The sequence below is a fragment of the Kitasatospora sp. A2-31 genome (assembly GCF_022288725.1).
GTDB lineage: Bacteria > Actinomycetota > Actinomycetes > Streptomycetales > Streptomycetaceae > Kitasatospora.
Map to the genome: position 1 here is coordinate 268310 of NZ_JAKNTA010000010.1, position 20545 is coordinate 288854.

Below are 20545 nucleotides of genomic sequence, written 5' to 3' on the forward strand. Positions count from 1 at the left end.
GACGGACACCGTGCTCGACGGCCTTGCCGGGCCGCTGCTCAGTGCCGGTCGCCGAGCGCGAACAGCAAGAGCACGAAGCCGGCGAAGAGGTGCGTGGCGAAGATGTAGATCCCCGCGCGGATGAGCATGGCCTTTCGCCTGCGCTTCTCCTCGCTGGTGCTGTCGGAGCCGGTGCTGTCGGACATCGCCTGGGTCTCCTTCGGGCGGCGGACGGTGGGGCGGCGGACGGGCGGGCGGCGGTCGGGCGGGCGGCGGACGGCTGGTGGCCGAACCTCGGGCGCCGGGGCCTCATACGGTGAGGCCCCGAACGGTGAGGCCCCGAACGGTGAGGCCTCGTCCGACGGTGGGGCGGCGCGGTGCTGCGGTCGGGTCACCGTGGCCCCCCGGGGCCGGCGCCGCCGCCCGCCGCCCGCGCGGCCGGTGCGACGGACCTGCCGGGCACCCGGAGCTCCGTGAGCAGTTCGCCCTGGTCGGTGATCAGCTCGGTGAGGATGCGCCGCGCGGCGCGCAGCAGCTCGGCCACGTCCGGCGTGCTCAGCGCGTACACCACGGTGTTGCCCTCCCGGGTGGCCGTGACCAGCTGGGTCCGGCGCAGCACCGCGAGCTGCTGGGAGAGGTTGGACGGCTCGACCTCGATCGCGGCCAGCAGCTCGCGCACCGGCCGGGGCCCGTCCTGCAGAAGCTCCAGCACCCGGATCCGGACCGGGTGCCCGAGAGTGCGGAAGAACTCCGCCTTGGCCTGGTACAGCGGGACCGGCACGTCCGCTTCCTCCCTGGTGCTCGATGGACGGGCGACCCGGGACCGGGGTGCGCCGCGACGGCCGCGGCGCCCGGGTGGCGCGCTCCTCCGCCGGCCCCGGACGGTCCGGCCGACGGGTCGGGCCGGAGGCCGGGGAGCATCATCGCCTGCGGATGAAGACTTCTTCAAGTCGTCATCCTGCGGAGCGCCCGCACCCACCGTCCCGCGGTCCCGCAAATCCCCGCGTCGGACCTGTCCGGCGGACCTGCCCCACAGGCGGAAAGGAGCGCGGCCCGGGCCCCCCAGGGCCCGGGCCGCGCCGCACTGCGAAGGCGCCCGTTTCGTGCTGCGGGCGCCTCCTCAGCGGGTGAACGTCATCGGCAAGTGACCGTCATCAGCAGGGGACGACGACGTCCAGGGTCACCGGAGCCGGGTTCCACGGGAACTTCGCGACGCTGAAGCTGGCGTGAACGGTCGAGCCGCAGGCCACGGTGCCGCCGACGCCCCGCACCTGCACGGTGCTGGCCGTGAACTGCGTGTAGCCGTTCACCGAGCCGAGCGAGGCACCGCCGACCACCTGGCCGGACAGGCCGGTGATCAGCTCCTGGGGCTGCGGGGCCGGGCTGCCCGGGCTCGGCGGGCCGGCGAGGCTGATCTGACCGTACAGCTGGACCTGGTCACCGGTGATCTCGGCACAGACCTTGGTGGACAGGCCGGCCTGCAGGCCGGAGGAACCACAGGTGACGGTGGTGGCGGTGGCGGTGGCCGTCGCAGCACCGGCCTGGGGGGCGGCCAGCAGCGTCGCCGCACCGGCGACGCCGGCCGCGATCAGAGCGATTCGGTTCATCTGACTCTCCGTTCATCTTGCTAGGAAACTCAAACCTGCCACATGTGACATTGCACTAGCGGCAGGCCTCAACCCTGGCATGCGAATCGAATGTCTGAATGACGATCAGATCGAGAAACGGCCCGACAGACCGGAAAACGACCTTGGATGGCGCGAATGCTGCCAGCCGCTCCGCCCCCGTCGCGGGCCTGACGCCCCACGGCCCCCAAGAGCCCCACCAGTCTTCACCGAGCCGTCATCTCCCTTGAGCCGGCCAACCCGCTTCACCTGGCGCAACGCGGGTCCGCGCGGGCTTCGACCCGACTGCGGCCGAGAGCTCCCCGCGACTGCAAGCTCCCCGCGGCTGCGACCGGGCCCGCCCCGCGACGTCCACAGCCGGTGCCGGACCACCCGACCGCCCGGCCCCGATTCGGCAGGGCGAGTCGGTCACTGCGCCAGGGAGGATCGGAGGTCGTCCACGCGGTGCAGCGCGGCCAGGAAGGCGGTGCGGTCGAGGCGACCGCTGTCAAGGGCGGTGGCGAGGGCCGCGGCCGCCTCCTCGCCCTGGGTGACGTCGCGGCCGGAGCAGAGCAGGAGGTCCATCCCGGCCTCCGCGGCGGCGACGGCGCGAGCTGAGGTGTCCCCGTAGGAGGTGAGGGCGCCCGCCTCCAGTGCGTCGGTGACGGTGACGCCGGTGAAGCCCAGGCGGCCGCGGAGCTCGCCCTGGATGGCGGCGGGCGAGAGGCCGGCCGGGCGCGCCGGGTCGAGGGCGGGGTAGACGGCCCAGGAGGCCATGACGAGTCGGACACCGGCGGCGACCGCCGCCCGGTAGGGCTCCTCCCCGCGGGCGCGCAGCTCGTCGAGGGACACGGGCAGCGTGACCGGGCCTTCGTCGGTGTTCTGGTCGCGCGGGGCGGCGCCGAGTCCGGGGAAGTGCTTGGCGGTCGCGGCGACGCCGATGCCCTGGTGGGCGGCGAGGAAGGCTGTGCCCAACCTCCCGACCACGGAGGGGTCCTGGCCGTAGGAGCGCTCGCGGTGGTCGATGAAGTTGTCCGGCGCGTCGTAGACGTCGAGGACCGGGGCGAGGTTCACGTTGAGGCCGGCGCCCGCCAGGTTGCGGGCGGCGCCGACTCCCGAACGGCCGGCCTCGCCGACCGGGTCGGCCGCCAGACCGGTACGGCGCGCGGACAGCTCCGGTGCGCCGGGCAGTCGGCGGACCCGGCCGCCCTCCTGGTCGGTCATCAGCAGCAGCGGCCGCGGCTCCGCCGCCTCGGCGGCGGCCCGGCGCAGCTGCTCCACCGCGGCGTGGAGCTGGGTGGGCGAGGTGATGTTCTCGCCGAACAGGATGACGCCGGCCGCACGGCCTTCGCGGATGGCGCGGAGCAGGGCGGGCGGCGGGGTGGGGCCGGGGTAGGAGTAGACGATCCGGCGACCGGCGAGCCGAGCGGAGTCCTCGGAGGGCATGGCGGACGTCTCCTCCCTGACGGGCGGTACGGGCCGGTGCGACCCGCGTGCGGTGCCGGCCGGGGCCGGCGCCGGGCTCAGGGCGGTCAGCAGCAGGACGAGTGCCGCGACGTGCGCGGCCCGCCGAGGCGACGACATGGTGACTCCCGGGAGTGGTGCGGGGCGGAACGGTGAGGCTGAACCGGGTGATCGGTGCGGGTGCAGCGTTCCGGGGAGGGGAACGGTGAGCAGGGGTGACGGGCCGCGGGCGCGGTCGGTCCGGTCGGTCAGGGTACCGGTGCCACAACCGCCCCCGCCCCTTGCCGCGCCGGGCCCCTTGCAGGCCCCACCCCCCGCGACCGTCTCGGCACCCACCTGGCCCAGACGACCGCCTGACGAAGGGCCACCAGCACGAATTCCCGCCAGTGCACGCGACGCCGGGGCCACGCAGCGCCGGGGCCACGCAGCGCCGGGGGCACGCCGAACCCGACGCGGATCGTCGGACGCGCTTCACCCGGTCCGGCGGAGGAGCCGGCCCAGGATCGCGATTCCCTCGGTGATCTCACCGACCGAGCCGGCCGCGTAGCCGAGGACGAGACCGGGCGGGTGCGGCAGACGGGCGTGCCAGGAGAGCGGCTGAACCTTGACGCCGTGGGCGAGCGCGGCTGTCGCGAGGTCCGTGTCGGAGCAGTCGAGGCCGGCCGGGAAGGTCACCGTCAGGTGCAGCCCCGCCGCCGCACCGTGCACGACGGCTCCCGGCAGGTGGGCGTCGATCGCCGCGATCATCGCGTCCCGGCGGCGCCGGTGGCGCGGGCGCAACAGGCGCAGGTGACGCTCCAGTTCACCGGTCTCCATCAGCCGGGCGAGGACGAGTTGGGGCAGCGCGGCGTTGCCGAGATCGGCGAAGCGCTTGGCGGACAGCACGGCCTCGCGGTAGCGGGTCGGGGTGAGCAGCCAACCGGTGCGCAGGGCGGGGGCGAGCAGTTTGGAGACGCTGCCGGTGTAGCAGACCCGTTCGGGGTGGACCGCGCGCAGCGCGGGCACGGGCGGGCGGTCGTAGCGGTGTTCCGCGTCGTAGTCGTCCTCCAGGACGAGACCGCCCTCGCCGGCCCAGCGGAGCAGTTCGCGACGCCGCCCGCCGCCGAGCACCACCCCGGTCGGGAACTGGTGGGCGGGGGTGAGCAGGACGGCCGGGGCGCCGGTGGCGCGCAGGGCGTCGACCCTGATGCCCTCGGCGTCGACCGGGACCGGCGGGGTGGCGGTGAGCCAGTGACCGAGGTGCTGGCGGGTACCGAGCGAACCGGGGTCCTCGACGGCCACCTCGGTGACGCCGTCCCCGGAGAGGACCTGGCCGAGCAGGGTGAGGGCCTGAGCGGCCCCGGCGACGATCAGCACCTCGTCCGGGTCGGCGCGGATGCCCCGGTTGCGGGCCAGCCAGTGGGCGACGGCCCGGCGCAGTGCCGGTGTGCCACGCGGGTCGCCGTAGCCCAACTCCTGGGCGGGGAGGTCGTCGAGGACGGCGCGCTCGGCTCTCAGCCAGGCCGTGCGGGGGAAGGCGGCGAGGTCGGGGACGCCCGGGGCGAGGTTGATCCGCGCGGGGGCGGCACGCAGCACGTCGAAGCTCTCGGGGGCGGGCGCGGTGTCGAACGGCGCGGGCGGCGCCGGTAGGGGCGGTGCGGGTGGCGGGGGCGGCGGTGCGGGGGCGGCCAGCACGACGGTGCCGGCCCTCCCCCGGCCGGCGATCTGCCCCTCCTCGGTGAGCCGTCGGTAGGCGTCGGTGACGACCCCTCGGGAGACCCGCAGCTCCCCGGCGAGCACCCGGGTGGCGGGCAGCCGGCTGCCGGTGGGGAGACGGCCGTCGGCGATGGCGGCGCGGAGCCGGGCGGCCAGCCAGTCGGCGAGTCCGCCGGGCGGGGCGGCGGCCGGGTCGAGCTGGAGGAAGTCGGCCCCGGCGGGTCCGGACGTCACGGCTTCGACGGTGGCGGCGGCGTTCGCGGGTTCGGCGTCGGGTTCGGCGTCGGCGGCGGGCGCGGGTTCGGCGTCGCGTTCGGCGCGGCCTTTGGACCTGCCGGTGGGCGTCTGATTGGACCTGTTCACCGGTCCATTGTGCGGGCCAGGGTGGGGACATGACGATGACCACGACGACTGCGAAGACGGCTACGGCGACGACGGACCCTGCGACGGCCGCGGACCGGGCGGGAACCACGCGGCCTACGACCTCGCCGACCGGCACCACGACCGGTGCGCTCGCGTACCCGACCGGCAGCGCGACCGGCTACGTGCACGGCTATTCGGAGACGGAGGCCCGGCGCCTCGGGGACCAGGCGAACACCCTCGTCGAGCTCCTCCACGCCGGCACGGCCTACCCACCGGGCAGTCGGGTGCTGGAAGTGGGCTGCGGCGTCGGGGCGCAGACCGTCCACCTGCTCGCCGGCAGCCCGGGCATCCACCTCACCGCGGTCGACGTCTCGGCCGACTCGCTCGCCCAGGCACGAACCCACGTGGCGGCGCTCGCACCGGGGGCGCGAGTGGACTGGCACCACGGCGACCTGCACCGACTGCCGTTCGTCGACGGCGACTTCGACCACCTCTTCGTCTGCTTCGTGCTGGAGCACCTGGCCGACCCGCCGGCGGCCCTGGCGGCGCTGCGCCGGGTGCTGAAGCCGGGCGGCACCATCACGGTGGTCGAGGGCGACCACGGCTCGACGTTCTTCCATCCGGAGAGCGCTGCGGCCCGGGCCACGGTGGACCACCTGGTCCGGCTGCAGAGCCTCGCGGGCGGCGACGGCCTGATCGGCCGCCGGCTCCATCCGCTGCTGACCGGAGCGGGCTTCCGGGACATCACCGTCCGCCCGCGCACCGTGTACGCGGACGGGAGCCGCCCGGATCTGGTGGAGGGCTTCACCCGGCGCACGTTCATCGCGATGGTCGAGTCCGCCCGGGCCGAGGCGCTGGCGGCAGGCCTCACCACGGCGGAGGAGTTCGACCGGGGCATCGCCGACCTGCACCGGACCGCGGAGCAGGGCGGCACCTTCCACTACACCTTCTTCAAGGCGCTGGCCGTCAGGCCGTGACCCGCCGCGGCGCACGCCGGCCGCAGCGGGCCTCCTGTGCGGCCGGTGGTCACTCCGCGGCGGTCACTCCGCGGCCGGGCCACCGCGCCGGCTGGTGTCGCCGAGGTGGGTGAGCAGGGTGCGCAGGGCGTCCACCAGCGCCTCGGTCTGCGGCTCGTCGAGGCCGGCGAGGACACGGTGTTCGGTGGCGAGGTGGTCGGGGAGGGCCCGGTCGATCAGCGCGTGACCCTCGGGGGTGAGGGCCACCTCGCGGCTGCGGCCGTCGGACCCGCTGGGGGTGCGGGTGACCAGGCCGCGCGCCTCCAGCCGGTCGAGGCGCTGGCTGATCGCCCCCGAGGTGACCATCGAGGACTCCAGCAGGCCGGTGGGGGTGAGGCGGTAGGGCGGGCCGCTGCGGCGCAGGGTGGCGAGCACGTCGAAGGAGGCTGCGTCGAGGTCGTGCTCGGCGAAGGTCTTCTTCAGCTCGGCGTCGACGAGACGGGCGAGCCGCTTGAGCCGTCCGATCACCTCCATCGGCGAGACGTCGAGGTCGGGGCGCTCCGCACCCCATTGCCGCACCACTCGGTCCACGTGATCTGCCACGCCGCCCAGCCTAAACGATTGCTTAGCGGTGAGATACCTCACACCCCGTCAGCGGGCTCGACCGCCCCAGTTGCCTTAGCGCTGAGATACATTGGCTTAGTGCTAAGGAATCGACTCGGAATCGTGCTGGTGACCGCTCTCGCCCCCGCCATCTGGGGCTCGACCTACCTCGTCACCACGGAACTGCTGCCACCCGGCCGCCCGCTGCTCGCCGGGGTGCTCCGCGCCCTGCCCGCCGGACTGCTCCTCATCGCCGTCACCCGCCGTCTGCCCAAGGGGAGTTGGTGGTGGCGCTCGGCGGTCCTGGGCGCACTCAACATCGGCGCCTTCTTCGCCCTCCTCTTCGTCGCCGCGTACCGCCTGCCCGGCGGCGTCGCGGCCACCGTCGGCGCCGTCCAGCCGCTGATCGCCGCCGGTCTGTCGGCCGCGCTCCTCGGTGACCGGCTCACGCTGCGCACCCTGCTCTCCGGCATCGCCGGCGTCGTGGGCGTCAGCCTGCTGGTCCTGCGGGCCAACGCACAGCTCGACGCCCTCGGCGTCGCGGCCGCACTCGGCGGCGCGGTCGTGATGGCCACCGGCGTCGTACTCGCGAAGCGGTGGACCTCGCCGGCTCCGCTGCTCGCCACCACCGGCTGGCAGCTCACCGCGGGCGGTCTGCTGCTGGTCCCGGTGACCCTGCTGGTGGAGGGCCCGCCGCCGTCCCACCTCACCGGCTCCAACCTGCTGGGCTACGGCTACCTCGCCCTGATCGGCGCGGCCGTCGCGTACGGCCTCTGGTTCCGCGGGCTCCGCGCGCTGCCGCCCACCTCCGTCACCTTCCTCGGCCTGCTCAGCCCGGTGGTCGCCACCGCCCTCGGCTGGCTGGTCCTCGGGCAGGACCTCGCTCCCGTCCAGGCGCTCGGCGCGGTGATCGTGCTCGGTTCGCTGGCCGCCGCCCAGATCCGGCGGCCGGCCGCGGCACCGGCCACGGCCGGGCCGGAGCCGGCCCACCAGCCCGCCCCCGAACCGGCGACCGCTCCCGGCTCCCGGGCCTGACCCCTCACACCATCCGCACCCGGTCCTCCCGGACCGGTCGACCCTCCCGAGGATCCCCATGCGTATCACCGTGTTCGGCGCAGCCGGCAACGTCGGCAGCCGAGTGGTGGCCGAAGCGCTCACCCGCGGCCACCGGGTCACCGCCGTCCTCCGCGATCCCGCCCGGCCGCACGCCCTGCCGGCCGCCGCCGTGATCGCCACCGGCGACGCCGCCGACCCCGAGGACGTCGCCCGGCTGAGCGCCGGTCAGGACGTCGTGATCACCGCCACCCGGCCGGCGCCCGGCAGCGAGTCCGAGCTGGCCGTCGCCACCAAGGGCCTGCTGGCCGGACTGGCCGGGACCGGCGTGCGGCTGCTCGCCGTCGGCGGCGCCGGGAGTCTGGCCCTGCCGGGCGGCAACGGGGCCACCGTCCTGGACGATCCCGAGTTCCCGCCCTCCTGGCGGCCGATCGCCCTCGCCTGCGGCGAACAGCTCGACCTGCTCCGGGCCTCCGCGGAGGTCGACTGGACGTACCTCAGCCCGGCCGCCCTCCTGGAACCGGGCGAACGCACCGGCCGCTACCGCCTCGGGCGGGACGAGCTGGTCGTCGACGCCGACGGCCGGTCGGCCATCTCCATGGAAGACCTCGCGGTCGCTCTGGTCGACGAGGCCGAACGGCCGGCCCACCGCGGTCTGCGGTTCACCGTTGCGTACTGAGGCGCGGGCCGGCGGCGGTGGCCGTGGCCGTACGGCGGCGGCGGTGCCGTGGCGGTACGGCGGCGGCGGTGCCGTGGCCGGCCGGGCCGCGCGAGCGCGCAGCGGCCGAGCAGGGCGCAGTGGCTGACGGGCCGGCGGGCCGGCGGCCGGCAGGTCGGCGGCCGGGCCGATGGTCGGCGGCTGGCCGGGCGAACCTGGGGGACGGCCGGGGAGGCGACCGTCCGGGCGACCCGGCTCCAGCAGCCGTCGAACGCCTCGCTCCCGTTGTCCAGCAGCCGCTCACCCCGGACCTTGCCCGCCAGCACCGGAGCCAAGGCCAGGCCAGCGCGGTCCCCGGCCGGCCGGCCACCCGGTGCTGCCGGACGGGGGCTGCCCCGCCCGGGCCGCACGTCCCGGCCCCGGTCGCCACGAAGGCCCGGACCCGGCCCGGGGACCGCGCTGCCGTCCGACCATGTCGCGACCCGTGACCCCGCATCGCGGCGAACCTCCAGCCGTTGAGGCCGTCGACACCGTCGCCGGAGGGCGCCTCCAGCCGCCGGCCCGAGCCGCTCGGGAAGCCGTCCACCGTGATCGTCGGATCGTGGGTCCGCCGCTCGGGCGTCGCGCTCTCCTCCCCTTGTTCCCGGTGGGGGCGTCCCCGGCCGCGCCCTACGTCGAGCGGAACCCCGGATCGGACCGCCACGGGGCCCTCGGCAGAGCAGAGCAGTGCCGCGCCGCGCCTGGTCGCCGACCGCGATTGCGCCCGGACGGGCCACCGCACCCGCCGGCCATGGCAGCCCGGACGAACCGACCGCGCCGCGTGAAGCGACCGGCCGCGCGAACCGACCGGCCGGCGTGCCGCAACGGCTGACCGGGCGAACCGGTTGCCCCCGCCGTTCGGAGGGTGTCGCCTGCACCACCGGAAAGACGGGTGTGTGCACTATCGATCCGGCCGCCCCGGGCGACCAGGATCATCACCGTGAACCTGAGCGCAACGACGAACCCGACCGCTGCGGCCGCAAACGCCACCGCGCCCACCCGGCGCCCCCGGCGCCGGCGGGCCCCTCTCGCCGCCCTGACCACCGTGCTCCTGACCGCCGTCGGCCTGCCCGCCGTCACCGGCGCCGGACCGGCCTCGGCCGCATCGGACGCCGCCGGCGTGCGGGTCCCCGACCGCTACGCCCGGCAACAGCTCGCCTGGCAACCCTGCGCAGAGGCGCCCGCACTGGACTGCGCCACCATGGCCGTCCCCCGCGACTGGCACCACCCGGACGCCGGGCCCGACGTCACCGTCGCGGTCTCCCGGCACCGGGCCACCGACCCGGCGAAGCGGCGCGGCACGCTGCTGATGGCCGCGGGCGGGCCCGGCGGCGCCGGGCTGCTGCGCCCCGCCGGCTTCGTGCGCGCCGCACCGGCCGTCGGCGCGGCGTACGACGTGGTCGGCTTCGACCAGCGCGGGGTCGGCCACAGTACCCGGCCGACCTGCCAGACCGCGGAGGAGTTCCGGGACTTCTTCGCCGGGGACTTCCGCGACGACACCCCTGCCGACCGCGCCCGCGTCATCGCCGGCTCCCGCCAACTGGCGGCCGACTGCGAACGGCGCAGCGGAGGCCTGCTGCCGTACCTGACCACCGAGCAGACCGTTCGCGACCTCGACCTCTTCCGCGCGTTGCTCGGTGAGCGGCGGATCAGCTACTACGGCCCGTCCTACGCCACCATGATCGGCGCGTACTACGCGACACTCTTCCCGCAGCGGGTCGAGCGGATGGTGCTGGACAGCAACATCGGCTTCGACGGCACCTGGGAGCGCTTCGAGCTCGGGCAGCCGATGAGCTTCCAGCGCCGCTTCGAGGAGGACTTCCTCCCCTGGCTGGCCGCTCGTGACAGCACCTACCACTACGGCGCCACTGTGGCCGAGGCGAAGGCGCACTGGGAGCGGCGGCGCGCCGCCCTGCACGACGCCCCGCTCACCGACGGCGCCCTCACCGTCGGCCCCAACCAGCTGGACAGCGGCACCATCCAGGCCGTCTACCAGGAGAAGGACGGCTTCCCCGCGCTGGCCGCCGCCCTCGCGGCGCTCGAGGATTGGCCGGCGGCGGACCCCGCCGGCCGGCAGGCCGCGAACCAGGTGTTCGGCCGGTACCTCTCGCCGGAGTTCCTCGCCGAGTACTTCGCGGTGACCTGCGCCGACACGCCGTGGACACGAGACCTCACCATCTGGGCCGAGCGCGGCGCCGAGTACACCGCCCGATGGCCTCTGGCGGGGGCCCGGACGCTCGCGTTCTCGGCGGTCTGCGCCTCGTGGCCGGCGCCAACGGCGCCCCGGGTGCGGGTCACGGGCGCGGGTCTGCCGCCGACGCTGATGCTCAACTCGGTGCACGATCCGGCCACCTACTACGAGGCGGCGCTCGGCGCGCACCGGGCGCTGCGCGGATCGCGCCTGGTCACGGTCACCGGAAACGGCGACCACGGCCAGTACCCCGGCCCCGACGACTGCGTCCGCGACCTCGTCGACTCCTACCTGCTGGCCGATCGGATACCCGGCCGCGACGTCAGTTGCGGCGCGCCGCAGCTGACGTCCTGACCGCCGGACGACCACCGGCTGCTGCTGGCGACGGCGGCGCGGACCCGCGCCGCGCCCCCGGCCGAACGCGGCGGTGGCCGCCGGAGGGATCCGGCGGCCACCGAGGGCGTCAGCAGGACGGAGACGCGGGCAGGTGGGCGGGGCAGGGTCGTGTCAGGGGCGGTCCAAGGTGATGGAGTTGACCGGGGTGAGGTCGGCCCAGACGCCGTTCTGGGCCGGCATGTCGTAGTTGCAGTTGGTGCCGTTGTAGCCGAGGCAGAGGTGGGCGTGGGCTCCGCCGGACTGGTTGTTCAGGACCCAGTGCCAGCCGGTCTTGTTCTGCAGGTTGTGGGCGCCGTAGCTCCAGAAGATGTCGGTCGGCGGGGTGGAGGTGGGGGCGCCCTCGCCGTAGATGCAGACCGCCCCGTACGGGCAGCCGTCCCAGGCACCGTCGGCCGCCTGGGCGCCGGTGGCACCCACGGTGGTGACGGCGGCGGTCGCCAGCGCGAGCGCGGCGGCGGCGTGGAGGATCTTGCGCATGGTGGATCTCCTCTGATGTGGCTGGTCTGGCCAGTGCTCAGCAGCGTAGGAGCGGTCCGGCGGCAGCGGTCCCTGACGGATGACAGGGTGGCGGTGCCACGAAGGGGCGGCCGCCGGGGCAGACACCGTGCCGACGCGGACCGGCGCGACGCGGACCGGCCCGACGCGGCTCGGTGCGGGCCGGCATCACGGCGGCATCCCGCCGCCGCACCGTCCACCCCGCGCCACCCACGCGCCACCCGACCCGCGGCCGGGCCCCGCTCCCGAGCGGGAACGGAGCCTGGCCGGCGGTCCGCTACTGCGGCGCCTGGGCGTAGCCTGCGGGCCGGGCGGTGAAGGTGCCCCGGCCCTGGGTGCGACTGCGCAACCTGGTCGCGTAGCCGAAGAGTTCGGCCAGCGGCACGGTGGCCGTCACGACCGCCGTGCCGCCCCTCGGCACCGAGCCGTTCACCCGGCCGCGGCGCGCCGCGAGGTCGCCCAGCACACCGCCCACAGCGTCCTCGGGCACGGTCACCGTGACCTCGGTGACCGGCTCCAGCAGCAGCGGGCGGCAGCGCCGCAGCGCCTCGCGCAGGGCGAGGCGTCCGGCGGTGCGGAAGGCCAGGTCCGACGAGTCCTTGGCGTGGGTGGCCCCGTCGGTCAGCGTGACCAGCACGCCGGTGACCGGGTGGCCGCCCAGCGGCCCCTCGGCGAGCGCGTCGCGGCAACCCGCCTCGACCGCCTGGACGTACTCCTTCGGAACCCGCCCGCCGGTGACGGTGGAGCGGAACTCGAACCCCTCCGCCGCCCCGGCGCCGTCGCCGCCCACCAGCGGCGCCACGTCGAGGACGACGTGGGCGAACTGGCCTGCGCCGCCGTCCTGTTTGACGTGCCGGTGGACCAGTCCGGTCACGCCCGCCGCGATGGTCTCCCGGTAGGCGACCTGCGGCCGTCCGACGGTGACCTCCAGCCCGTGACCGACCTGACGGATCTTCTCCACCGCCACCTCCAGATGCAGTTCACCCATGCCGGACAGCACCCGCTGACCCGTCTCCGGGTCGGTGCGGACCACCAGCGACGGGTCCTCCTCCGCCAGCCGGGCCAGCGCTGTGGCCAGCCGGTCGGTGTCGACGGCGTGCCGGGCCTCGACGGCCACCGTGACCACCGGGTCGGCGGTGACGGTCGGCTCCAGGACCAGCGGCTCGCCGGGCGTGCAGAGCGTGGCGCCCGCGCGGGCGGCCTTCGCCCCGACCACGGCGACGATGTCGCCCGCGGTCGCCGACTCGGTCTCGGCGTGCCGGTCGGCCTGCACCCGCAGGATCCGGCCGATCCGCTCGGTGCGTCCCGTTCCCGCGTCCAGCACGGTGTCCCCCTTCCGCAGAGTGCCCGAGTAGATCCGCAGGTAGGTGAGCCGGCCGGTGGCGGTGGCGTTCACCTTGAACACCAGTCCCGCGAACGGACCCGCCGGGTCGGCGACGCGCTCCTGCTCGGCGCCGTCGTACTCGCCGCGCACGGCGGGCACGTCCAGCGGCGAGGGCAGGTACGCGGTCACGGCGGCCAGCAGCGGCTCGATCCCCCGGTTGCGGTAGGCCGAGCCGCAGAGCACGACCACGGCCTCGCCGGTGCGGGTGAGGTCGCGCAGGGCGGCGGCCAGCGTGCCGGAAGCCAGCGACCCGTGGTCGCAGAACTCCTCCAGCGCGCCCGGGTGCAGCCCGGCCACGGCCTCGTCGAGCTCCCGGCGGCGCCGTTCGGCCTCCTCCCGCAGGTCCGCGGGCACGGGGCCCTCGCGGTAGCCGTCCGCGCCGGGGCCGTCCGTCCAGGTGAGGGCGCGCATGCCGAGCAGGTCGACCACGCCGGTGAAGCCGTCCTCCCGGCCGATCGGCAGCTGGACGGCCAGTGGCGCCGGATGGAGCCGTTCCCTGATGGAGGCGACCGCGGCGTCGAGGTCGGCGCCGGCACGGTCGAGCTTGTTGACGAACGCGATGCGCGGCACGCCGTGCCGGTCCGCCTGGCGCCAGACCGATTCGCTCTGCGGCTCGACGCCCGCGACGGCGTCGAACACCGCCACCGCTCCGTCGAGCACGCGCAGCGAACGCTCCACCTCGTCCGCGAAGTCCACGTGGCCCGGCGTGTCGATCAGGTTGATCCGGTGGCCGTCCCAGGAGCAGCTGACGGCGGCGGCGAAGATGGTGATGCCGCGGTCGCGCTCCTGCGGGTCGAAGTCGGTGACGGTGGTGCCGTCGTGGACCTCGCCGCGCTTGTGGGTGGCGCCGGTCAGGAAGAGGATCCGCTCGGTGACGGTGGTCTTGCCGGCGTCCACGTGGGCGAGGATGCCGAGGTTGCGAACCGTCGCGATCGCGGCGGTGGCAGCAGTGGTCGTGCCGGCGGTGGTCGTGGTGACGAGGTCGGTGCGCATGGCCCGGTGCCTTTCATGGCGTGACGAGGGGTCGGACTGCGCGATTCGCCGCGACGACGGCGCCGACGGGGCACGGCCGCGGAGAACACGGCCGTACGGGACATCGCCCGCCACCGACCCGGACCGGCCCGCCTGTGCGGAGCCGAATGCGGGAGTCGATCCGGCGGGTACCAACGGGTGTGGGGGGGACGTGCGGTTCAGGCGTTCGTCGCGGACTACCGGTGCCGGCCGCGCAGCGGGCACCGGGCGCACGAGGACACCAGGATCACCTCGTACCGGGACGAGGGAACGACGACAGCGGTGCGGTAGCGCACGACCGGCCCCTCCCTGCACTCGTCACGGTGCGCCACCCCCGGGCCGGTGGGCAGCGCGTCTCCGGGAGCCGAGTGTAGGGAAGGCACCAGACCACGGGCACCCGGTTTTCCACGCCCGCCCCGGGGAGGACCGACGCACCGCGGGTCGAGGCCTTGAACTGCCCACGGGTGGCCAGACCGGCGGAATCACCGTGAAGTCGGGCACCGGCCTCTCGCGCCACGCCTCCTGCCGGCTCCAGACCTGCCCGGACTCCGGCGCGGAGCTGTTCCCCAGGAGGACTCCGCGACGACATGCGCCCCGCACCAGAGCGCGGCCATCCCACCGCTGGAGGACGACCTCGGCCTGACGAAGGCGATGCCGACATCGGCCTGCCTGTACTCCGGGCACCACCAACCCGCCGGCGCGCGCTCCTCGGTGGAGGCCTCCTCGTCGATGTCGGGCCAGTGCAGGAAGCCCACCGAACCGCCCTCCGTGTCGCCCCGGGAGCCGGGACCTCGTCACTCGGACACGCCGTCACGTCACCCGCCGCCTCCCGGCACGGCGCTGCCGGCGCCCTCCGCCCGCCCCTCCCGCTCGCCGGCGGCGGCTGCGGTCGAACGTCCCGGAGCTCGCAAGCCGCGGCCCCGGTGACCCTTCAGGGGGTGTCGTGGCACGGTGGACGTGGGGGCGCAAGGGTCGAGGCAGGTGCGGAGGGGGCGACGTCGCGCCGCCTGCGGCGGGCGGGGGCGCGGGGGCGGCCGAGCACGACGCCTGCCAACACCAGGGCGAGACCGGCCAGTTGCAGCGGGCCCAGCCTCTCCCCCGCGACCGCGGTGCCGAGCAGGACGCCGGTCAGCGGGTTGAGCAGCCCGAGCAGGCCGACCGTTCCGGCCGGCAGGTGCCGCAGGCCGGCGAACCAGGCGGCGAACGCCAGCGCAGTGGCCACCAGGGTCACGTAGCCGAAGGCGAGCAGCTGCGGCAAGGTCGGCGCGGGCGGGGCGCCCTCGACGGCCACGGCGACCGGGAGCAGCAGCAGCCCGCCCGCCGTCAGCTGCCAGGACGTCGAGGCCAGCACGTCGGCGCCGTCCCGCCACCGACCGGCGAGGACGTAGCCGCCTGAGGAGACCAGCATGGCCGCCGCCGAAGCGGCGAGCCCCGGCAGGCTCACCGCACCCGGCCGGGTGAGCAGCATCAGCCCGACGCCGCCCAGCCCCACCGACGCCCCGACCAGGTGGGCGCGGGCCGGCCGTTCGGCCACCAGGGCCCAGGCGATCAGCATCATCGCCAGCGGGGAGGCCGCCATGACGGTCGAGGCCACGCTGGTGGCCAGCAGCTGGGAGGCGACGTAGAGCAGGACGAAGAACACGGCCGTGTTCAGCAGGCCGAGCACCGCCGAGCGCCACCACCACGCACCGCGCGGCCGGCGCGGCCGGAGCGCCAGCAGGACCAGTCCGGCGGGCAGGGCGCGCAGGGCAGCGCCCCAGAGCGGGCGGTCGGCCGGGAGGAACTCGTGGGTGACGTAGTAGTTGGCGCCCCATGCCACCGGGGCGACGGCGGTCAGCAGCACCCAGCGGAGATTGGCTTCCATGGAAGCCAATATATCTTCCCGGGAAGCCATCCGGCTAGGATGGCCGCATGGAGCAGCAGCACGGCGACCCGGCCACGCAGCCCGGCCCGACGGCGAACCCGACCCCTCCCCCCACCCCGGACCACGTGGCCGGCATCCAGGCCGAGTGGCGCCGCGAGCGGCCCGACCTCGACGTCTCCCCGCAGGCCGTCATCGGCCGGCTCCACCGCCTGGCCGCCCGCCTCACCGACGAGCTCGGCCTGGTGTACGGGCGCTACGGCCTCGGCGAGGGCGAGTTCGACGTGCTCGCCGCGCTGCGCCGCGCCGGCGCCCCGTTCGAGCGCGCCCCCGGCGAGCTGGCCGCCCACACGATGGTCACCACCGGCGCGATGACCAAGCGGATCGACCGGCTGGAGCGGGCCGGGCTGGTCACCCGCCGGCGCAGCGAGGAGGACGGGCGCGCCCGCGTCGTCGCCCTCACCGAGGCCGGCCGCCGGCTGATCGACGAGGCCTTCACCGCCCACATGCGCAACGAGCACCGCCTGCTGAGCCTGCTCAGCCCCGAGGAGTCGGCCGCCCTCGAGGCGCTGCTGACCACCTGGCAGCAGCGCCTGGACCACCGGCCCCCGCCCGCCTGACGCCCGCCCCGCCCGCCTGACGCCCCCACCACCCGACCGGCGCCCCGCCCCGCCCGCCTGACGCCCGCGCCACCGACCGACGCCCCGCCACCGGCGACCCCACCGAAAGCCGCGGACCGACACCCGGCCCGCGCGCCGCCCGGCCCCGGACCGTCGCGGACCGCCCCCTCCTCCCACCGGTCGCCGACGCGAGCGGTCTGCCGCCGTGAACGGTGCGGGACCGGCGCCCGGGGCCTACTTGAACCAGCCGAGATCGCCGGCGATCGGTGAGCCCTGCCGGTCGTAGAGGTGCCAGGCCGACGCCTTGGCCCCGGCGGGCCGGGACATCACCAACCAGCGGGACTCGGATCCCGTTCCAAGGCCCCTCAGCGGCACCTCGCTGGTGGTGCCGTCCGTCCACGTCACCGTCGCCCTGCCGACCGACGGCCCGACCGCCACCACCAGCACGTCGACCGGCGGCTCGGTCTCGCCCTTGCCGCGGTAGCCGATCAGTGCGCCTTCGCCGGTGGCACCCGTCAGGCCCGTCCCGGCCCGGGCCCCTGGGGCCGGCGTCAGGAAGGTGTGGTCGTCGGGCATCCGGACACCGTCGACGGTCAGGTAGACATCGACGATGTCCTGTCCGGGCTGCCAGTACTGGTCGATGGCGGCCGCCGTCGGCTCGGTCAGGTCGGAGCCAGCCGTCCGCTGCTCCTGCCAGATCGTCCGGGCCTGCGCGAGCGCCTGCAGTCGGTCGGCCGCGGCCGGCCAGAGCGCGGCGACAGCCTTCCACGCCCGGCCGTCCGCCGTTCCCTCGCCCACCACCGTCCGCGCAGCGGAGAGCGGATCGCGCTCCCCCCGAGGGCTCGCCTCGACCCCGCTCCCGACCGCCGGGGGCACCGCCGGGCCGACCGCCGGCTCCGGGACCACCGGCCCGGGCTCGACCAGCGGGGCCGGGCCGCCGGCGGCCGGAACCGCCACGCCGGCGGCTGCCGGACCGTCGTGCAGGCCGACCGCGCCCGCACCGGCCACCAGCACCGCCGAGCCCAGCACCACCGCGCCGACCAGCGTCCTGCGGCGCCGACGGATCCGCCGCCCCCCTGCGACCGCGGCGCCGACCGGAGCCGGCCCCACGCGGACCGCCTCGGCCGCCTCCGCGAGCCCGGAGCCGATCAGCGCCGTCGCACCGTCCGCCGCGCCCGCGCCACCCGGCCCACCCGCACCGTCCAGACCGTTCACACCGTCCAGACCATTCACACCGCACCTCCGACTCGTCCGACTTCCTGCAGTTCCTTCAGTTGTGCGACCTCGCGAAGCCGGGCGATCCCCTTCGCCGCCTGGCTGCGCACCGCCCCGACCGAGCAACCCATCGCCGCCGCGGCCTGGCTGTCGCTCAGGTCCTCCCAGTGCCGCAGCACCACCGCCGTCCGTTGGCGCGGCGGCAGCGCGGCAAGCGCCGACAACAGGGCCGACCGCTGGTCGGACCGGGCGAACCCGTCCTCCGGGATCGCGCTCTCCGGGACGGCGGTGACCAACAGCTCCGGTGGCCGCCGGCGGTGGGACCGGGCGTGTTGGTTCACCAGGATCCGCCGCACGTAGGCGAGCGGGTCGTCGGCCCGGCTCACCCGGCCCCAGGCCGCGTAGGCCCGCTCGAAGGCGGACTGCGCCAGGTCCTCGGCCGCGTGCTGATCGCCCGCCAGCAGGTATGCCGTCCGCAACAGCCGCGGCCACACTGCCGCCATGAAGATCCGGAACTCCGTGTCCCGGTCGGTTGTCATCGCTCCCATGAGCACCTCCTCACTCACCCAGAGCCCAGGGGTGCTCCGAACCGCTTCCTCGATCATCGGGGGACGTGCACCCGTCGGGCGATCATCAGTTCGGTCCCGTTGGCGCTACTGTGCCGGGGTGAACAGCAGCAATGACCTCCCCGGCCAGGACGGCCGACCCGAACCGAGGCCGGTGTGGCCGCGCAATCTGGCGCTCTCGCTGGCCGCGGCGGCGGCCGCGTACGGCGTGATGACCACCGTGGGATCCTCGGACGAGGGCAGCTCCGGCCACCGGGCGGCCTCCGCTCCGCCGGCCACCGCCGTACCGGCCGCGGACCGACCCGCCGCGCCGCTGGACCAGGTGTTCCCCGCCGAGGTGAAGGCGGCCGACGGCACGGTCTACACCCGGGTGAGCGCCAGGACCCAGCTCTCCTGCCCGCCGGAGGGGGCGGTGGGCCCGCGGCTGGCCGGCCTGCTCAAACAGGGCAAGGGCTGCGCCGGTGAGCAGACCGCGCTCTACCGGGACGGCCACGACAACCGGTTCAGCCTGGCGGTGTTCACCCTGCGGGACCCGCGGGACACCGCCAAGGTGCTGATCGAGCTGGCCCAGGCCGCCGGCGATCCCCAGGTACCGGCGCAGACGCCGCCGATCGGACGGGGCCTGCCCGCGCTGCCCGCCGACAGCGGTCGGGTGCAGTCCTTCGCCGGCGTCGACCGCGTCCTGGTGGTGGGGCTCGGCCAGTGGTCCGACGGCCGGAAGGCCGACTACCAGAAGCTGGCCGACCGGCTCCAGCCCGTCCTGACCGGCGTCACCAGGAGCATCGGGCCCCACGCGGGCGGGGTCTAGTCGGGCCCTCCCCGCCGAACGCCGACGGGCCGTGCCCGGGGGAACACCCCGGTGCACGGCCCACGCTCCGGCCCGGCCCGCCCGCCCGGGCCGGGCCTCGCCGTCCGGCCATCGGTCATCTCCGCTCGCCGGCGGAGGCGTCGTACGACGCGCGAGCGGTGAGCACGTCGGGCATGTGCTCCTCGGCCCACGCCTTGATCGACTGCAGCAGCGGCAGCAGCCCGGTGCCGAGCGGGGTGAGCGCGTAGTCGACCCGGACCGGCACCGACGGAGTGAGGGTACGGGTGAGCAGGCCGTCGCGCTCCAGGGCGCGCAGGGTCTGGGTGAGCATCTTCTCGCTGACCCCCGCGAGCCGGCGGCGCAGGTCGCTGTACCGCTGCGGGCCGTCGGCCAGGGCGTTGACGACCAGACTGACCCACTTGTCGCCGATCCGGTCGAGTAGCTGCCGGGCCGGGCACTCGGCGATGTAGGCGTCGAATCCGACCCGGGCGGCCTCGCGGCGCTGGGCGGCCGTCATGGTGGCCACGGGCTCTCCTCCCCGTCCGGTACGCACCTGCGGGTGCGTACTTCCTGATGGAGAGCAACTCTCCCTAGCCTGGGCGGTGTTCGCAAGCCCCGATGCCGATCCGAAGGAGTGCACCATGCGTGCCGTAGTGGTCCGAACCCCGGCAGGGCCGGAAGCCCTGGAGCTGGTCGAGGTTCCCGTGCCCGCAGCCGGCCCCGGGCAGGTGCGGGTGAAGGTCGAGGCCGCCGGCGTCAACCCGGTCGACTCCGTCACCCGGGCCGGAATCCTGGTGGAGGCGGGACTGATGGCACCGCGCGAGGTGACCGGGATCGGCTGGGACGTCGCCGGGGTGGTCGACGAGGTCGGCCCCGGCGTCACGGGCTTCGCTCCGGGCGACGCGGTGATCGGCCTGCGCGACCGGCTCGACGTGCCGCTCGGCACCTACGCCGAGTACGTGGTGCTGGACGCATCCGCGCTCGCCCCGGCGCCGTCCGGCGTGCCCGCCGTCCAGGCCGCGACGCTCCCGCTCAACGGGCTGACCGCCGTTCAGGCGCTCGACCTGCTCGACCTGCCGCACGGCGCCACCCTGCTGGTCACGGGTGCGGCCGGCGCGGTGGGCGGCTTCGCCGTCCAACTGGCCGTCCTGCGGGGGCTTCGGGTGGTCGCTCTGGCCGGCCCGCAGGACGAGGCGGCGGTTCGGGAGCTGGGCGCCGAGTGGTTCGTCCCGCGCGGCACCGCCGAGGTGGCGGCCACGGTTCGGGGGCTGGTTCCCGGCGGGGTGGACGGCGCGCTCGACGCGGCGCTGCTGGGGACGCTCGCGCTGGGGGCGGTCCGCAACCGGGGTGCCTTCGTCGCCGTCTCCGGCGGCGCACCGACGGGCCTGCGCGGGATCCGGGTGGACACCGTCTGGATCGCCGCGGACGGTCCCGCCCTCGCCGGGCTCGCCGAGCTGGCCGCCCGGGGCTCGCTCACCCTGCGGGTGGCCGACACGTACCCGCTGGAGCGCGCCGCCGACGCCCACCGTCGGCTCGACCGCGGTGGACTGCGCGGCCGGCTGGTGCTGCTGCCCTGAGCCGTCA

The 20545-nt window shown here is 75.5% G+C and carries 19 protein-coding genes; 7 read left to right on the forward strand and 12 right to left on the reverse strand.

Annotated features, from left to right (window positions below; translation table 11 throughout):
• Positions 1 to 38: 38 nt before the first annotated feature.
• The 5 genes from MCM47_RS26990 to MCM47_RS27010 form a co-directional block, all read right to left on the reverse strand.
• Complete coding sequence (locus tag MCM47_RS26990; protein ID WP_238864304.1) at positions 39 to 185, reverse strand: DUF6126 family protein; 147 nt, start codon at positions 183 to 185, stop codon at positions 39 to 41.
• Between the two features lie 185 nt (positions 186 to 370).
• Positions 371 to 760, reverse strand: coding sequence for a helix-turn-helix transcriptional regulator (locus MCM47_RS26995; protein WP_238864305.1), 390 nt, complete (start codon positions 758 to 760; stop codon positions 371 to 373).
• A gap of 373 nt (positions 761 to 1133) precedes the next feature.
• A complete protein-coding gene (locus MCM47_RS27000; protein ID WP_238864306.1) occupies positions 1134 to 1586 on the reverse strand; it encodes a hypothetical protein in 453 nt (150 codons plus the stop codon).
• 426 nt (positions 1587 to 2012) lie between these two features.
• Positions 2013 to 3167 (reverse strand): glycoside hydrolase family 3 N-terminal domain-containing protein, encoded by a 1155-nt coding sequence (locus MCM47_RS27005; protein ID WP_238864307.1) that lies wholly within the window; start codon positions 3165 to 3167, stop codon positions 2013 to 2015.
• A 351-nt stretch (positions 3168 to 3518) separates the two neighbouring features.
• Entirely contained in the window at positions 3519 to 4976 is a 1458-nt protein-coding gene (locus MCM47_RS27010; RefSeq protein WP_238864394.1) for a PLP-dependent aminotransferase family protein, read from the reverse strand.
• Between the two features lie 164 nt (positions 4977 to 5140).
• Between MCM47_RS27010 and MCM47_RS27015 the strand changes: the two genes are divergently transcribed.
• A complete protein-coding gene (locus MCM47_RS27015) occupies positions 5141 to 6082 on the forward strand; it encodes a methyltransferase domain-containing protein (protein WP_238864308.1) in 942 nt (313 codons plus the stop codon).
• A gap of 63 nt (positions 6083 to 6145) precedes the next feature.
• Here MCM47_RS27015 and MCM47_RS27020 read toward each other — a convergent pair whose 3' ends face one another.
• On the reverse strand, positions 6146 to 6664 hold the full coding sequence (locus MCM47_RS27020; protein WP_238864309.1) for a MarR family winged helix-turn-helix transcriptional regulator: 519 nt from the start codon (positions 6662 to 6664) through the stop codon (positions 6146 to 6148).
• Positions 6665 to 6787: 123 nt separating this feature from the next.
• Here MCM47_RS27020 and MCM47_RS27025 point away from each other — a divergent pair, with 123 nt between their 5' ends.
• From MCM47_RS27025 to MCM47_RS27035, 3 genes are all read left to right on the forward strand, one after another.
• On the forward strand, positions 6788 to 7699 hold the full coding sequence (locus MCM47_RS27025) for an EamA family transporter (protein ID WP_374209214.1): 912 nt from the start codon (positions 6788 to 6790) through the stop codon (positions 7697 to 7699).
• Between the two features lie 58 nt (positions 7700 to 7757).
• On the forward strand, positions 7758 to 8396 hold the full coding sequence (locus MCM47_RS27030) for an NAD(P)-dependent oxidoreductase (protein ID WP_238864311.1): 639 nt from the start codon (positions 7758 to 7760) through the stop codon (positions 8394 to 8396).
• A gap of 958 nt (positions 8397 to 9354) precedes the next feature.
• The gene (locus tag MCM47_RS27035) at positions 9355 to 10959 is read left to right on the forward strand and encodes an alpha/beta hydrolase (protein ID WP_238864312.1); all 1605 of its coding nucleotides are present in this window, start codon (positions 9355 to 9357) and stop codon (positions 10957 to 10959) included.
• A 153-nt stretch (positions 10960 to 11112) separates the two neighbouring features.
• On the opposite strand, the gene MCM47_RS27040 is transcribed toward MCM47_RS27035, so the two are convergent.
• The 3 genes from MCM47_RS27040 to MCM47_RS27050 all read right to left on the reverse strand — a co-directional run bounded on the left by MCM47_RS27040 (position 11113) and on the right by MCM47_RS27050 (position 15755).
• Positions 11113 to 11478 (reverse strand): hypothetical protein, encoded by a 366-nt coding sequence (locus tag MCM47_RS27040; RefSeq protein ID WP_238864313.1) that lies wholly within the window; start codon positions 11476 to 11478, stop codon positions 11113 to 11115.
• Positions 11479 to 11773: 295 nt separating this feature from the next.
• The gene (gene fusA, locus MCM47_RS27045; RefSeq protein ID WP_238864314.1) at positions 11774 to 13873 is read right to left on the reverse strand and encodes an elongation factor G; all 2100 of its coding nucleotides are present in this window, start codon (positions 13871 to 13873) and stop codon (positions 11774 to 11776) included.
• A gap of 949 nt (positions 13874 to 14822) precedes the next feature.
• Positions 14823 to 15755, reverse strand: coding sequence for an EamA family transporter (locus MCM47_RS27050; protein ID WP_238864315.1), 933 nt, complete (start codon positions 15753 to 15755; stop codon positions 14823 to 14825).
• A gap of 47 nt (positions 15756 to 15802) precedes the next feature.
• Here MCM47_RS27050 and MCM47_RS27055 point away from each other — a divergent pair, with 47 nt between their 5' ends.
• Positions 15803 to 16372, forward strand: coding sequence for a MarR family winged helix-turn-helix transcriptional regulator (locus tag MCM47_RS27055; protein WP_238864316.1), 570 nt, complete (start codon positions 15803 to 15805; stop codon positions 16370 to 16372).
• A gap of 234 nt (positions 16373 to 16606) precedes the next feature.
• Here MCM47_RS27055 and MCM47_RS27060 read toward each other — a convergent pair whose 3' ends face one another.
• Positions 16607 to 17605: a hypothetical protein gene (locus tag MCM47_RS27060; RefSeq protein ID WP_238864317.1), complete on the reverse strand. Its 999-nt coding sequence runs from the start codon at positions 17603 to 17605 to the stop codon at positions 16607 to 16609.
• Positions 17602 to 18135 (reverse strand): SigE family RNA polymerase sigma factor, encoded by a 534-nt coding sequence (locus tag MCM47_RS27065; protein ID WP_238864318.1) that lies wholly within the window; start codon positions 18133 to 18135, stop codon positions 17602 to 17604. Before MCM47_RS27065 ends, MCM47_RS27060 begins: the two co-directional genes overlap by 4 nt.
• Positions 18136 to 18253: 118 nt before the next feature.
• On the opposite strand from MCM47_RS27065, the gene MCM47_RS27070 reads away from it, so the two are divergent.
• Complete coding sequence (locus MCM47_RS27070; protein WP_238864319.1) at positions 18254 to 18961, forward strand: hypothetical protein; 708 nt, start codon at positions 18254 to 18256, stop codon at positions 18959 to 18961.
• A 115-nt stretch (positions 18962 to 19076) separates the two neighbouring features.
• On the opposite strand, the gene MCM47_RS27075 is transcribed toward MCM47_RS27070, so the two are convergent.
• Positions 19077 to 19487 (reverse strand): helix-turn-helix domain-containing protein, encoded by a 411-nt coding sequence (locus MCM47_RS27075; protein ID WP_238864320.1) that lies wholly within the window; start codon positions 19485 to 19487, stop codon positions 19077 to 19079.
• 115 nt (positions 19488 to 19602) lie between these two features.
• On the opposite strand from MCM47_RS27075, the gene MCM47_RS27080 reads away from it, so the two are divergent.
• Complete coding sequence (locus tag MCM47_RS27080; RefSeq protein WP_238864321.1) at positions 19603 to 20538, forward strand: NADP-dependent oxidoreductase; 936 nt, start codon at positions 19603 to 19605, stop codon at positions 20536 to 20538.
• The last annotated feature ends 7 nt before the right edge of the window (positions 20539 to 20545 follow it).

What these genes read in the sequence shown, in the direction of transcription:
- MCM47_RS26990 (WP_238864304.1), bottom strand. Translation starts at nt 185, where the DNA reads ATGTCCGACAGCACCGGCTCCGACAGCACCAGCGAGGAGAAGCGCAGG.
- MCM47_RS27000 (WP_238864306.1), bottom strand. Translation starts at nt 1,586, where the DNA reads ATGAACCGAATCGCTCTGATCGCGGCCGGCGTCGCCGGTGCGGCGACG.
- MCM47_RS27005 (WP_238864307.1), bottom strand. Translation starts at nt 3,167, where the DNA reads ATGTCGTCGCCTCGGCGGGCCGCGCACGTCGCGGCACTCGTCCTGCTG.
- MCM47_RS27015 (WP_238864308.1), top strand. Translation starts at nt 5,141, where the DNA reads ATGACCACGACGACTGCGAAGACGGCTACGGCGACGACGGACCCTGCG.
- MCM47_RS27030 (WP_238864311.1), top strand. Translation starts at nt 7,758, where the DNA reads ATGCGTATCACCGTGTTCGGCGCAGCCGGCAACGTCGGCAGCCGAGTG.
- MCM47_RS27040 (WP_238864313.1), bottom strand. Translation starts at nt 11,478, where the DNA reads ATGCGCAAGATCCTCCACGCCGCCGCCGCGCTCGCGCTGGCGACCGCC.
- fusA (WP_238864314.1), bottom strand. Translation starts at nt 13,873, where the DNA reads ATGCGCACCGACCTCGTCACCACGACCACCGCCGGCACGACCACTGCT.
- MCM47_RS27050 (WP_238864315.1), bottom strand. Translation starts at nt 15,755, where the DNA reads ATGGAAGCCAATCTCCGCTGGGTGCTGCTGACCGCCGTCGCCCCGGTG.
- MCM47_RS27055 (WP_238864316.1), top strand. Translation starts at nt 15,803, where the DNA reads ATGGAGCAGCAGCACGGCGACCCGGCCACGCAGCCCGGCCCGACGGCG.
- MCM47_RS27065 (WP_238864318.1), bottom strand. Translation starts at nt 18,135, where the DNA reads ATGGGAGCGATGACAACCGACCGGGACACGGAGTTCCGGATCTTCATG.
- MCM47_RS27080 (WP_238864321.1), top strand. Translation starts at nt 19,603, where the DNA reads ATGCGTGCCGTAGTGGTCCGAACCCCGGCAGGGCCGGAAGCCCTGGAG.